This window comes from Pseudomonas sp. PME37.24/025 (genome assembly GCF_055556615.1).
The window spans coordinates 48,588-62,727 of the sequence record NZ_JBVHNK010000001.1; the positions used below are offsets into that span (position 1 = coordinate 48,588).

Below are 14,140 nucleotides of genomic sequence, written 5' to 3' on the forward strand. Positions count from 1 at the left end.
CCCTGGTCTGTGATGAGCCTGAACCCTGAATCCAAGTACCCCAATCGTCGCTCGTACGTCGTGAAGCTGCGCAGCGATGCCACGCCCGGCGCCCTCGTGGGCCGCCTCGAAAACCTGGTCACCGGGCGTCAGCGCGAGTTTTCGTCCGCCGATGAGTTGCTGGAGTCGATTGACTCGGACCTCACGTCGGCGGCCGGCGAGCACGCGGCAGATACCGACGGCGAGTGACACCTCCAACATGAATGAGCGCTCGATATGGCGACCGAACGGCGACGCTTCGCTGACGACTTCGCACACACCGGGCCCTACGCTGATGCCACCTCGAATCTACACGAGTCCAATCCGATGCCGCGACTTCCAACCTCCCATCCATTGACCCGCTACGCCGGGCAGACGCCCCTGCAACATGCCGAACGCCTGCTCGGCGTCGTCGTGGGTGCGGCGCTCGCCGCGTCTTTCGCTCTGGTCTTGACCGGTTGTTCCACAGAGGTCGCCAAGCCGTCGGTAGACCTGCCGGCCAAGTTTGCCGCAAGCACGGCCTCCGAGATGGAACCCGAAGCCGCGTGGTGGGAGACGTTCAACGATCCGGTGTTGACGGATCTGGTGCGCCGCGCGATGCGCGAGAACCGTGACATCAAGATCGCCGCCGAGCGTGTGCGCACCGCTCGCGCCGGTGAAACGATCAGTCGCTCCTGGCTCTTTCCGAGTGTCGGAATATCCGCCTTCGGCTCCGACCGTAGCAGCGGCTACGACACTGCCAAGAAGCAGGCTTATCCAGATACCAAGACCGTGGGCGCAGGCCTGGACGTCTCGTGGGAACTTGACCTGAGTGGACGCCTGCGCGCTGGTGCGCAAGCCGCCGATGCCGAAGCACTGGCCGCGGAGGACGGCGTGCGCGGCGTGCGCCTGCTGGTAATGAGCGACGTCGCCAGCAACTACTTCACGCTGGTCGGCGCACTGCGCCAGGCCGAAACATTGCGCGCGATCTCGACGGCGCAGGACGAAACACTGCGCCTGGTTAATGCGCGTCACCGTGTAGGGTTGGCGACTTCCTTCGACGTCGAGCGCGCACAGACCGATGCCGCATCGGCGCACGCGCAGATCCCACCGCTGGAGACGCTGGCAGCCGTATCGCGACACCGCATCGCGGTACTGATCGGTGACCAGGCCTTTGATGCCACGAGCATCCAGCCCTCCCGTGGCAACGCGGTGGCGCCTGAGGCACGCCAAGGCCAGCCCGCCACCCTGCTACAGCGCCGGCCTGATGTATTGGCGCTGATGGCGCAGCTCGATGCCGCCAATGCGCGGCGTAAACAAGCCGCGGCTGAGTGGTTCCCGCGGCTGTTCCTCGGTGCATCCTACGGCCGCCAGGGCCTTGAGCTGAACGGTCTGGATCTGGGGGCCGCCCGCTTCACCAATGTGGCCGGCCTGCTCGCGATGCCGCTCTTCAACGCCGGGCGTACGCGCGCGATCAACGAGGTCGCCGAGAGCGGCCAGCGTGAGGCGCTACTGCGCGCCGAGGACGGCATTGTGCGCGCGCTCGAGGACGTGGAGAACGCCCTCGTCACGCAGACGCAAGAGCGTCAGCGCGCCCAGTCGTTGCAGTCGGCCACCGAATCTGCGGAGGCAGCGCTGAGCCACGCGCAGTCGCTCTACGACAGGGGGCAGATCGACCTGTTGCCGCTGCTGGACGCGCAACGGGCGCGCTTGTCGGTGCGCCTGAGCGCCAACGACAGCAACACCCGCCTGCTGCTCGATAGCGTGCAGCTCTACAAGGCACTGGGCGGGGGCTGGCAGGTGTTCGAACAACCCGCCACTCCCACCGCAGCCAGCCAAGCCACCCAAGCCGACCGGCCACCACTTTCTTAAGAAACTGCCTTTTTCAAAGAGGAACCGCCTTGAAAACCTCCCTTACTGCGGCCGGCGCTTTGGCCGTAGCCGTCATGCTGTCCGCGTGCAGCCCGGACCAGCCGACCGTTCAGGCGCCACGACCGGTACGCACCGTTGAAATCAGCTACGACAATGCTCGCGACATCAGTCGCTACGTGGGCACCGTACAGTCGCGACATGAAGTCGACCAGGCCTTCCGCGTGGGCGGCAAAGTCGCCCAGCGCAACGTCGATGTAGGCCAGTTTGTGCGCGAAGGCAGCATCCTGGCTGTGCTGGATGACAGCGACTACCGCCTCGCTGAGGAAGCGTCGCGACAACAGTGGGCGGTTGCCGTCGAGCAGACGCGCCAGGCCGACTCGGACCGCCAACGCCTGACTGCACTGAAGGCTGACGGCTCGGTCAGTGCGGCCGACGACGAGCGCGCACATACCAATGCCCAGACCGCGCATGCGACCGCCGAGGCGGAGGCGCGAAAGCTCGAGCTTGCGCGCAACCGGCTCAAGTACACCGTGCTGCGCGCTTCGCGTAGCGGCGTCGTCACGGCCGTGCGCTTTGAGGCCGGACAGGTCGTTCCGGAGGGCCAACCGGTTGTATCGATCGCGAATCCGGATGAATCCGAGATCGTCATCGATGTGCCCGAGGCTCAGCTGTCCGTCTTCAAGGAGGCGCGTTTCAAGGCCTCGCTGGCCAGTGCGCCGAACGAGATCTTCGATGTCACGCTGCGCGAACTGTCGCCGCAGGCCGCGGCGCAAACGCGCACCTATCGCGCGCGGCTCAAACCGATGCAGGCGCTGCCGCTGGGCGCCACTGCCACGGTAACGGCCGAGCGTGTGATGACCAGTGTCTCGGTGGCAGCGGTGCCAGCCACGGCACTGACGCAAAGCGGCGGCCAGCCTGCGCTGTGGGTGGTCACGCCCGTGGGCAAGGATCCGGTAGGCGTCGTCGAACTGGTGCAGGTGGCGGTGTTGGGCTACCGCAACGACGAGGTGCTCGTCTCCGGGCCGCAGGCCGGCGCATTGGTCGTCACCGCCGGGGTGCAGAAGATGGCATCCGGACTGAAGGTCGCGCTTCCCGGCGCGGCGATTGTTGACGCGAACACCACGCAGCAGGCCGCCCGATGAACAACCTGAACCTCACCGACTGGGCGCTGCGCCATCGCGCCATCGTCCTGTTCATGCTCCTCATTGTCGCAGTGGCTGGCGCCTTCAGCTTCACCAGGCTCGGTCAGCTCGAGGATCCGAACTTTTCCGTGCCCTCCATGACCGCCATGGTCATCTGGCCGGGCGCCACCGCCCAGCAGATGCAGGACCAGGTCCTCAACCGCATGGAGAAGAAATTCGAGCAGATCGACAACTTCGAGAAAGTGGTCACCTACGCGCGGCAAGGCTACGCAGGCATGACGCTCACCGTGCGCGGCGGCACCTCCAAGGCTGACCAGCGCGAGGCCTGGTACCAGGCGCGCAAGAAACTCGACGACCTGAGCCGCGAGCTGCCTGATGGTGTGATCGGCCCGATCGTAAACGACGAATACGGCGACGTGTATGGCCTGATGTACGCGATCAAGGGCGACGGTGTCGGTCACGCCGACCTGTCGGACGCGGCCGAGGACATCAAGCGCCAGATGCTGAAAGTGCCGATGGTCAAGAAGATCGACGTCATTGGCAAGCAAGCCAAGCGTATCTACGTCGAGTTCTCACACGAGCACCTGGCAGCACTGGGCATTACACCGTTGGCCATCGCCGAAAGCCTCAAAAGCCAGAACGCCATGTTGCCCGCAGGCCAGATCGACACCAACGGCGACCGTGTCATGGTGCGCGTGAGCGGCCAGTTCGCCAGCGAAGAGGCTATCCGCAACGTGCCCATCTCCGCAGGCGGCCGGCTGATCAAGCTCGGCGACATTGCGACCGTTACACGTGGCTTCGAGGATCCGCCGACCTACACGGTGCGTCACAACGGCCAGCCAGTGCTGATGCTCGGCATCACGATGACCAGCGACGGCAACATCGTGGACCTTGGCAAGGCGATGGACACGGCAGTCGCCAACATCCAGTCGGAGCTTCCACATGGCGTGGAGCTTGAGCTCGTGGCCGACCAACCCACCACGGTGAAGGATGCCATCCACGACTTCGCGCACGCGCTGGCCGAGGCGCTGATCATCGTCATCGCGGTGAGCCTCGCCAGCCTGGGCTGGCGCGCCGGCCTCGTGGTCGCGACCACGGTGCCGCTGGTGTTGGGCGGCGTGGCGCTGGTGATGCTGGCGATGGGCTGGAACCTCGAGCGTATCTCGCTCGGCTCGCTGATTATCGCGTTGGGATTGCTGGTGGATGACGCCATCATCGCCATCGAGATGATGGTGGCGAAGATGGAAACCGGCATGGATCGCGTGAAGGCGGCCGCCTTCTCCTATCAGTCCACCGCCATGCCGCGCCTGACCGGCGCGCTGATCACCGTCGTGGGCTTCCTGCCGATCGGCCTCTCGAAGTCCACCACCGGCGAGTACGCGGGTGGCATTTTCTGGATCGTCGGCGCCGCGGTGCTGTTCTCGTGGATTTGTTCCGGCATCTTCACGCCGTACCTGGCGGTCAAGATGCTGCCCAACGACTTGGGCAAGCACCAGCATGGTGATATGTATGACACGAAGTTCTATCGCAGCCTGCGCCGCCTGATCGACGCCGCCATCGAGCGCCGCTGGGTGGTCATCGGTGCGACGTTTGGCGCTCTGGTGCTGGCTCTGGCCTGTATCAAGCTAGTGCCGCAGCAATTCTTCCCCAACAGTTCGCGTCCTGAACTGGTCATTGACCTGCGCGTCAAGGAAGGCGCCTCGTTCGCCGCGACGACCGAGCAGGTCAAGCACATGGAGGAGACGCTGGCGAAGGACGAGGACGTGCGTTTCTACACCGCCTACACCGGCGCCGGCGCACCGCGCTTCTATCTCTCGCTCAACCCCGAGCTGCCGAATCCGGGATTTTCCCAGTTCGTTGTAATGACCAAGGACCTGGATGCTCGCGAGCGGGTACGTGCACGGCTGGTGGCCTCGGCCGACCAACAATTCCCGCAGGCGTGGGTACGCGTGACCCGGCTCGAATTGGGGCCGCCTGTCGGCTACCCGGTGCAGTTTCGCGTCGTCGGCCCTGATACCCAGGTGGTGCGCCAAATCGCCCGCGACGTGGAGAAGGTGGTTGGAGCCAACCCGAAGGTGCGCGACCTCCAGCTCGACTGGAACGACCCAGTGCGCACGCTGAAGGTAGAGCTCGATCAGGACAAGGCGAGCGCGCTTGGCCTTACGCCCGCCGACGTGTCGCTGGCGACCCAGACCGTGATGAACGGCGCAACCCTGTCGCAGCTGCGCGAGCACGAAGACCTGATCGACATCGTGGCCCGTGCCGTGCCTGAGGAGCGCTTGAGCCTCGACACATTGAAAGACATCAACCTCTACACGCGCCAGGGCACGGTGATGCCACTGTCGCAAGTCGCACAGGTGCGCTCTGAGTTGGAAGAGCCGGTGCTGTGGCGCCGCAACCGCGACATGGCGATCACGGTGCGTGCCGACGTGAAGGATGGCGAACAAGGTGTATCGGTGACGCAGGAAATCCAGCCGTTGCTCAAGGATATCGAAGCGAAGCTGCCGTCGGGCTACCGCATCGACGTGGGCGGCGCGGTGGAGGAAAGTGACAAGGCCAACAAGGCACTGCTAGCGGTGGCTCCGCTGATGCTGATTAGCATCCTGCTGCTGCTTATGTTGCAACTGCAGAGCTTCTCTCGCATGTGGATGGTGGTGCTGACCGCACCGTTGGGCCTGATCGGTGTGGTGCCGGCGCTGCTGGTGTTCCAGTCGCCGCTGGGCTTCGTTGCAATCCTGGGCATCATCGCACTGGGTGGCATGATCATGCGCAACTCGGTGATCCTGATCGATCAGGTACAAACCGAGATCGCCGAAGGACGCGACCCGTGGAATGCTGTGCTGGATGCCGCCATTCACCGAGCCCGTCCGGTGATGCTGACGGCGCTGGCCACCGTGCTTGCGATGATCCCGCTAACGCGCAGTGTGTTCTGGGGGCCAATGGCAATTGCGATCATGGGCGGCCTTACCGTGGCGACGCTACTGACGATCTTCTTCGTCCCGGCGTTGTACGCCGCATGGTTCAAGGTGGATCGCCAGACAGCCACTGACACCCAACTGGTACGGGGGGATGCCGCGCTCGCTTCTGAGTGATGAATGCCGTGGCACTGTGCGCCCGGCCTCACCACTATTAGAGAGGATTACTCAGCAGCGTTTCTGAAAACCATCGAGGTCAGCCGCGAGGTTCTGCGAACGTTACTTTCTTTCGCCCCCTCGCGGTTCAAATGAACGCCACATCAAACAGGTAACACCTCGCTGCCATCCGCCAAGGAGGACGATGAAGCACCTCCTTCCCTGTTCGCCTGTACGGCTTCGTTATCCTTCGGAACGAGCAGCACGATCGCACCCACGATCACCTCGAAAATCCCGGCACCGACAATAACCAGGCCAGTTTCAAAATGGGCATACAGCGCAGCACCGCAAGCACCGGCTATCAGAATGGATGCACCCAGCGCCGCAAAGCGCAGCCTGGCCAGCCCGGCGATCTCGCTTTGCTTGAACTTGGTTTGAATGAGCAGAATGAATGAGATGTCAATCAGTGGCCCACCGAGTGCCGCAAGACCTGCGCCGATCATCATCCCCGCCAAAACATGCTCCGGAGGCAGATACATCACGGCTGCACCGATGGTCGCAATGCCCAGTCCGTTGATCACTGAGCCGAAGGTAAACCCGTGATACAAGCGGCGGATTTGCAAGTTACCCACGATAAAAATGGAGATCAGGTTCCCTGCCCCATAGGCACCCATGATCAGGCCGTAGGCAGCAAAATCCTGGACACCGAAACCCTTGATATCGTATTTGACGACGGCCAGCGCCATGCCGATTGAAATACCCACGCTCCAGGCAACATTGCCCAGTCCTGCACACACATATACCGTCTGCATCTGGCTGCGCCCCACAAGGCTTCGCCAACCGGCAGTGAAACCGGCACGTCGGCTTGTCGCCTTGACAGGTTGGCGCGGCAACGCTTTACCCAGCTTCATGACCGCCCAGGCGGAGATCAGGAATGTGATGCCGTTCAGGGTAAAAAGATGCTCGATCGGTATCAGCAGCGTAATCGTGGCGGCAAGCATCGGCCCAATCACCCGGGCAACCCGGATGATGGCATCGAATAGTACGTTGACCGATTGCAGCTGATCCGGCGCCGCGACAATGCGTGGCAGACTGGCGCGTAGCGCCGGCTCGAAGAGCGAGTTGACGATCATCATGAGCATGAGCGGCACCGCCAACATCCAGAGACTCATGATGCCAAGCCCCCAGGCGATCACCGGAATCAAGGCAAGTCCGGCCCGCACCAGATCAGCGCCAATCATCGTGCGACGGTGATCCCAACGCTCCGCCCATATTCCACCCAGTAATGCGCCCGCCAACGCAGCAGCACCGCGTAAAGCACTGAGCCAGCTCGCATCGGTACCGGCGATCTGCACCGCCATCCAGGCGATGGCAATCACGAAGAGTTCGTCGCCAATTGAGGATAGCGCCAACCCTCCCCACAGCAACGCTACGGGCCGCTGAAGCAACGGCCTGAACAATTTCATATCATCAACTCCCCACCCTCACTCAACGGGTTTTGAAACAACCCGTTTCGCTTTGTTACTCGCTGGTTCGAAACGACCGATCCCGCCGAACAGGCAGTCCCCACTGCGGAACTCAATACGAAGAGGCACTCTGATTGTTTATAGAGTAGCGCTCGGTGCCTACGAGGGGGATTGAAAACGCTGCCCTCAACAAGAAATGCAGAAGAATTTTTTATGGGACGTGCGGGTTGCACGTGTGCCACGACAGATTAGCCACTCCCTGACGTCTGAAGAGCCTGGGTGTTACGGGCGTGATTTTATGAGTATCAACGCGTTTTTCAGACTCCGTTCACGGCATCGATACCAAGGGGCTGCGGTGTTGAGTGATCGTTTATCCATCGATGCACTTTGCTCCATACCAGGCAATGCCCCACCACCATGAAAATACAGAGGGGCCTTTTCGCATCCTGCCCGAGGTCTGAGCCTCGGACATGCGAATACCGTATGTATCACAAGAATGGCAGCGTCTATAAAGATTCTGCTGTCTGAATAAGCGAATTCAACACCAGCTTTATTTCAGAGGCCGGATCTTTATGCCCTTGCAGTATCAAACCTTCCGACAAAGCGGTGAAGGTTCTTGCAAGAGCGGCGTACTCCAGAGGAGGCTTCTTGCCCGCATGATTAAATATAATGGTAATCAGCTTTCCCAAGGCTTCACTATTTTCCTGATGCAGATCGTAATAATGCTTTGAGAACTCTTCATTGCGCAAGGCAATCAGTTGCAGTTCAGCATCAAGAATCGCGCAACTGGTATTATTTTTAAGCGTGTCAATATATGCATTCAACCCATAGGCCAACTCTTCCGATGAATACCCCGAAGACAGGGTAATACTCAATCGATCGATTTCAACCCTCTTGAATCTCTGAGCCAATTGCAGAAGCAAGTCTGACTTACTTGAAAAGTTTGAAAAAAAAGCCCCCTTCGAAAAACCGGCCTCCTCGGAAATAGCATTGACACTGGCGGCGTGAAAGCCTTTTCTCACCATAAGTTCAGTGGCAGTGTCGAATAACTTATCTCTTGTTACTTGCTGACTTTCTTCTCGACCCAATCTCTTTTTAATCACACCTTCGGCTCCTTTGGCCAAACAAAAAATCCATTTGTAACTGGATGCAACAGATCTGCTACTCACTGCGCAAAATCTGTTTTAACTATCATATCTTATACTACGCCTTCTTAATCACTTCACCTTTAAACTTTTAAGGAGTGCCATGTAAATGCCATGTACCAGGCCGACGGGAGGGAGGCCCAAGATAGGCAGGTATCCAGCCTGACGCGTGCTCCCCCCTGCCCGATCGAATCAGCGAGGTTGGGCTTTTTGATGAATGCCTGCTGTCTACAACGCTCTAAACTGTGGGTTTTTCGTGTTTTAGGTCGGATTCAAGGACGTCGACGGTGCGACGATCATGAAATACCGCTTGATTTTCAGATACCGAATGGTTTTTACTTGCCACCATTGATGCAACCAATGCCAGATCAAAGCATCGAGCCCGGTGACATCAATCTCAATGCAGCAGATACCTCACAGGAGCTGGATTTTAATGGAATATGCCTTCGTTACAGGCGCTACTGGCCTGCTCGGCAATAATGTCGTTCATGCGCTTTTAAAACGAAACATCAAAGTAAAAGCGTTGGTTCGTTCCGTCGCAAAAGCCAAGAAGCAGTTCGGCAACCTGCCTGTCGAATTTGTCGAAGGCGACATGCTCAATGTCGACGCCTTCAGCCATGCTTTGCAAGGCTGTGATGCCTTGTTTCATACAGCCGCCTATTTCCGCGACAGTTACAAAGGCGGAAAGCACTGGCAGAAATTGTATGACACTAATGTGACGGGAACCGAACGATTATTGCAAGCCGCTTATACCGCCGGCATTCGTCGCGCAGTCCATACTTCCTCCATTGCGGTTTTGAAGGGCGATAAAGATCAAGTGATCGATGAAACAATGTCTCGCAGTGAATTGGAGGCTGACGATTACTACTTGAGTAAAATATTGTCTGAGCAGAAAGTTCAGGAGTTTCTGTCGCAACACCCGGACATGTTCGTCGCCATGGTATTGCCCGGTTGGATGTTTGGCCCCGGGGATATCGGCCCCACCTCATCAGGACAGTTCTTGCTCGACTTTGTCGGAAAGAAGTTGCCTGGCGTATTACCTGGAAGTTTTTCCGTTGTAGACGCCAGGGATGTGGCGGAACATCAGCTCGCGGCAATCACACACGGCAGATCCGGAGAACGTTATCTGGCAGCCGGCAATCATATGGACATGAAAAGCATTTTCCAGGCACTGTCCAGTGTCAGCGGCGTAAAAGCGCCGGAGCGCAAAGTACCACTGTTCATGCTGCGTATAATTGCGTTGATCTATGAAGGTTATTACCGAATTACAAAAAAACCGGTACTCATCAGCACCTCCACTGTCAAACTCATGGAGCAAGAACAAGGGCGCACCCATTTCAGCCACAACAAAAGCTCAAAGGAATTAAAGTGCAAGTTCCGCCCCGTAGCTGAAACATTGACCGATACCCTGGACTGGTATCGAAAAAATAATTACACAGATGCTTAATTGAAACAATTCATATATAGCCTGCCTCTGTAGTACTTTTTTGTCTGACCATAAATTCAAGGATTGAGAGGGGTTGGTAAATGAAAAGCCTTTCATATAAAGAAGGTTTTCTGCATCGGTTCGTCGGTTTTTCAAAGTCTTTCCCCGACCACATTGCTATCAGGAATCTGGACGCGGAAGAAGACACTGTTACTTACCGTGAATTGCGAACCAAGGCTGAAGAGTGCAAGGGTGCCCTCAACGCATTAGATGTATTGCCAGGTGACAAAGTAGCGCTTGTTCTACCCAACGGGGTGGAGTTCATCGCTTACTATCTGGCGATCATCGGAAGTGGTGCGATTCCGGTCATCCTCAACTACAAACTGACGCCATTCGAAATGACCAGTGTCATCAGCATCGCCAGGCCGACGCTGGTCGTCACGACCGAAACGTTATTCGAGCAACATAGCGAGATATTTCAGCCCGCCCACGGCGTTCGTCACTCCTTGGTGCTGAACGCCGCAAGCGAGACGTCATCGCTCCTGCCCGACAATGCAACGGCTGTCTCTCGGCTTCCCCGACAGGCCGAGCCCTTGTTATTGCCGGAGGGCAATCCGATCGTCTCGGTACAGTTCACTTATCGGGGCATCGGTAAACCTCTGGCCGTTTCTCACCGCTACCTTGACCTGACGCAATCGAGCGATGGGCTGCATGAGCAGTTTCATCTTCAAGGCGTCGGGTCCGTTCATCTGGTGACGCTGCCGCTGTATGCCATTTTCGGACTGTCCGTGATGATGGTTTTTCCGTTGAGCGTGGGCGCCACCCTACTAATGACCAACACCCTGCTCAATAGGGATCTGGCGGAAGTCTTGTCTGAGCATAAGGTCACCTTTGCCTGCCTGGTGCCCGACGTCATTCGCTACTTCAATACGCGACTGGCCAAACGCAAAGGCGCGCTTTTGCCAATGCACCCTCAACTGATGATTTATTCGGGTGGCAGCCATCTTCCGGCAGACGAAGCCGAGAAGCTGGGAAGGCTGCTGGGGTGCAATCCGGTGCTGCAAGGCTATGGATTGACCGAGAGCATGCCGGTGATTGTCCAGAGCTCGATTGGCAAGGTCCATCGCGGCGCCATGGGACAACCGATTAGTGGCGTAGAACTGCGGGTCGTCGATGCCGAGGGGCGCAATGTCGCACCTGGACGTATCGGCGAACTGCTGATACGCGGCTCGATGGTGATTGACGGCTATAACGATGCGGAGGACGCCAACGCCCGGTTCTTCCGTGATGGTTGGTTACACACGGGTGATCTGGTCTGGCGGGACGACGATGGACATGTGTTCTTCTATTGCCAACGCCTGCGAATCTCGAAGATCAAAGCGCAAATGGTCGACCTGACGGAAATCGAATCCATTGCCCTGAAGCATCCGGACGTGGCGCGCGCGAAAGCTTACATCGTCCCGGACAACAAGGAGGTCAATGTACTGCACCTGTGCGTTGAAGGGAGTGGCGACCTGACCCAGAGCGCTATTTCTACCCTGCTCTCGCGCTTTCTCTCGGGCTTCAAGTTGCCCAAAACTATCGAGATCATCTCTCTCAAGGAAGAGATTCATGCAAGCTAATGGCACACAACCGGTACTGGCCGTTTTTGACTTTGACGGCACATTGACCGACAGACATACGTTCTGGCGCTACATGCGTTTTATCGTGGGAACCAAACCGTTCTGGCTCAGGATCATTCCCCTGCTACCCAAAATGCTAAGTGTGATCCTTGGCATCACGCCGTTGATGCAAGCCCGACTGGCGTTCATTGCCTGTTATCTGGGCGGTCTGTCAGTTGAGCAAGAGCGCGAACATGCCAAGTACTTCATTACCGAGCAGCTACCACTCTGGCTCAGGCCCGAGGCCCTGCGCCGGCTGCAATGGCATCAATCCATGGGGCATATCACTGCGCTGGTCAGCAACTCGCCGGAGAATTACCTGATCCCCTGGGGCCAGGCAGCGGGTTTTGACTATGTCTGCGGCACCCGCCTGGCGACTGCGAAGAACAAACTGACTGGCGGGATATCAGGTACCAACTGTGTTGAGAGAGAAAAAGTCACACGGCTGAAAGGCTGCTTGAGCAATCTTGATGACTTTTACATTTATGCCTACGGGGATTCATCAGGTGACGATGCCCTGCTCAGCATTGCCAACTCTCCCTTCTATAGAAACTGGTACTAACAGATGAACACTCTGAGCACTTTGGCCCCCAAGCACTTCAGGCAACCCGGTAACACCCCGACAGTCATGATCGTAGGCGCCGGCCCTATTGGCCTGTCCCTGGCAATCATGCTGAAAAAGTGGGGCGTCTCTTTTCGCATTATTGAAAAGAATGCCGGTCCCTCGACCGCGACCAAAGCGATGGCCATCCATTCCAGAACCCTGGAAATTTTTCGAGATCTGGGTGTTGCCGATCAAGCCATCAGCGACGGGTTCACGATCAACCAGTTTTCGGTGCAGTCGAACGCCAAACGGGTACTGAACTACAACTTCTCCTACCTGGACGCCACCTATCCCCTGCTTCTCAGCCTGCCACAGCCGCAAACAGAGAAAATTCTGCTTGAGCGACTGAACCAGTTGGGCGCAGATGTTGAGTGGAATACCGAGCTGGTCGATATAGAGAACCAGCCGGGATCAGTGCGCATGACGCTTCATCATGCGGACGGCAGCGACGAATCCTTTTCCAGTCGCTGGGTGGTCGCGTGCGACGGTGCTCGCAGCAACATCAGAAAACGTCTTGATATGACCTTCGAAGGATCATCCTACGATCGGTTCTTCATGCTCGCCGACGCCGATATCGAGTGGTCTGGAAGCAAGGATGAGGGGGCTTTCTTCCTCGGTGCACAGGACGGTTATGTGGCAGTCGCGCCAATCAGCGCCCAATCCCGTTATCGACTTTTCATCGAGATGCCGTACAACCTGCCGCCAGAAGGTGAGCGCCCGTCCTTGAGCCTGGAGAACTTTCAGCGGTTGTGCGAAGGGCGCGGGCAAAAGATGACGCTGTCCAATATTTCATCGACCACCATCGCCTCTTTTCAACATCGTCGCGTGCAGTCGCTGCAGCAAGGCTCTGTGTTTCTGGTGGGCGATTCGGCGCATATCGGCAGCCCGATTGGTGGGCAATGGATGAACCTGGGGGTTTCCGAGGCCTATAACCTGGCGTGGAAAATGGCTTATGTCGATCAGGGCCTGGCGGATCAATCATTGCTGGAGAGCTACAACGAAGAGCGCTACCCGGTTGCCCTGGAAGTCGAGAACACGGCACACCGACTGACCGGACTGATTACCGTCAAGCAACGCGCCCTCGTTTGGCTGCGCGACAATGTTCTGCCACTGCTGAGCAACCGGCGCAAGGTTCAGCGCAAGCTGCCCTCGATGATTTCCGGTCACCAGTATCACTACGGCAAAAGTGATTACATTCAAGAATCGCTGACGAAGAAGCAGCGCAAGAATTGGGATAAAAAAGGCAAAAAACCCGAATTCCAGACAGCTGCGCCTCGCGCAGGTCAACTGGCTCCCGATGTCGAATTGTGGCAACTGCAAGGTTTGCCGCCAAAACGCTTGATCGACTTGTTCCACGGAACGTTCACGCTGTTGATTTTTAGCGCAGCCGATCAGTTTTCTCCTCTATTGCCAGGCTATTACACGCTGGCCGAGTCGGTGGAGAAGGACTACCCGGGCATCAAGGCTTATTGCGTTATTGATGCACTGAATAGCGCCGAGCTGCCGTTCTGGCACTCGACGTTGCTGGACCCCGATTGGCGATTGCACAAGCGTTACCATGCCAAAGAGGGCACGTTGATGCTGATTCGTCCTGACGGCTATATCGCTTTCCAGGGGGCTGATGCAATGACGCTCTTCACTTATCTGAACGTAAGATCCGGGCTGCTCAAGGGCGCCAGAAAAACAACATCTTCCGAGATCGACGCAGTGCAACTCCAACTATAAGTCTCTCTATGACTACTGCCAGTTTGGTTCA

The 14,140-nt window shown here is 57.9% G+C and carries 10 protein-coding genes; 8 read left to right on the forward strand and 2 right to left on the reverse strand.

Annotated features, from left to right (window positions below):
- Positions 1–12 precede the first annotated feature (12 nt).
- From ACZ3HH_RS00165 to ACZ3HH_RS00180, 4 genes are all read left to right on the forward strand, one after another.
- Positions 13–228 carry a hypothetical protein gene (locus ACZ3HH_RS00165; protein ID WP_465802057.1) on the forward strand — a complete coding sequence of 72 codons (216 nt, stop codon included), beginning with the start codon at positions 13–15 and terminating at the stop codon, positions 226–228.
- A 117-nt stretch (positions 229–345) separates the two neighbouring features.
- Positions 346–1,869 carry an efflux transporter outer membrane subunit gene (locus tag ACZ3HH_RS00170; protein WP_465802714.1) on the forward strand — a complete coding sequence of 508 codons (1,524 nt, stop codon included), beginning with the start codon at positions 346–348 and terminating at the stop codon, positions 1,867–1,869.
- Positions 1,870–1,898: 29 nt separating this feature from the next.
- Positions 1,899–3,011: an efflux RND transporter periplasmic adaptor subunit gene (locus ACZ3HH_RS00175; RefSeq protein WP_465802059.1), complete on the forward strand. Its 1,113-nt coding sequence runs from the start codon at positions 1,899–1,901 to the stop codon at positions 3,009–3,011.
- A complete protein-coding gene (locus ACZ3HH_RS00180; protein WP_465802060.1) occupies positions 3,008–6,103 on the forward strand; it encodes an efflux RND transporter permease subunit in 3,096 nt (1,031 codons plus the stop codon). The genes ACZ3HH_RS00175 and ACZ3HH_RS00180 overlap by 4 nt, the downstream gene beginning before the upstream one ends.
- A gap of 143 nt (positions 6,104–6,246) precedes the next feature.
- On the opposite strand, the gene ACZ3HH_RS00185 is transcribed toward ACZ3HH_RS00180, so the two are convergent.
- Positions 6,247–7,548 (reverse strand): MFS transporter, encoded by a 1,302-nt coding sequence (locus ACZ3HH_RS00185; protein ID WP_465802062.1) that lies wholly within the window; start codon positions 7,546–7,548, stop codon positions 6,247–6,249.
- Positions 7,549–8,054: 506 nt separating this feature from the next.
- Positions 8,055–8,651: a TetR/AcrR family transcriptional regulator gene (locus tag ACZ3HH_RS00190; RefSeq protein WP_465802715.1), complete on the reverse strand. Its 597-nt coding sequence runs from the start codon at positions 8,649–8,651 to the stop codon at positions 8,055–8,057.
- A gap of 475 nt (positions 8,652–9,126) precedes the next feature.
- On the opposite strand from ACZ3HH_RS00190, the gene ACZ3HH_RS00195 reads away from it, so the two are divergent.
- The 4 genes from ACZ3HH_RS00195 (at position 9,127) to ACZ3HH_RS00210 (ending at position 14,109) form a co-directional block, all read left to right on the forward strand.
- Positions 9,127–10,140, forward strand: coding sequence for an SDR family oxidoreductase (locus tag ACZ3HH_RS00195; protein ID WP_465802063.1), 1,014 nt, complete (start codon positions 9,127–9,129; stop codon positions 10,138–10,140).
- Positions 10,141–10,220: 80 nt separating this feature from the next.
- On the forward strand, positions 10,221–11,741 hold the full coding sequence (locus ACZ3HH_RS00200; RefSeq protein ID WP_465802065.1) for a class I adenylate-forming enzyme family protein: 1,521 nt from the start codon (positions 10,221–10,223) through the stop codon (positions 11,739–11,741).
- A complete protein-coding gene (locus tag ACZ3HH_RS00205) occupies positions 11,731–12,342 on the forward strand; it encodes an HAD-IB family hydrolase (protein WP_465802066.1) in 612 nt (203 codons plus the stop codon). Before ACZ3HH_RS00200 ends, ACZ3HH_RS00205 begins: the two co-directional genes overlap by 11 nt.
- 3 nt (positions 12,343–12,345) lie before the next feature.
- The gene (locus ACZ3HH_RS00210; RefSeq protein WP_465802067.1) at positions 12,346–14,109 is read left to right on the forward strand and encodes an FAD-dependent monooxygenase; all 1,764 of its coding nucleotides are present in this window, start codon (positions 12,346–12,348) and stop codon (positions 14,107–14,109) included.
- Positions 14,110–14,140: the final 31 nt, after the last annotated feature.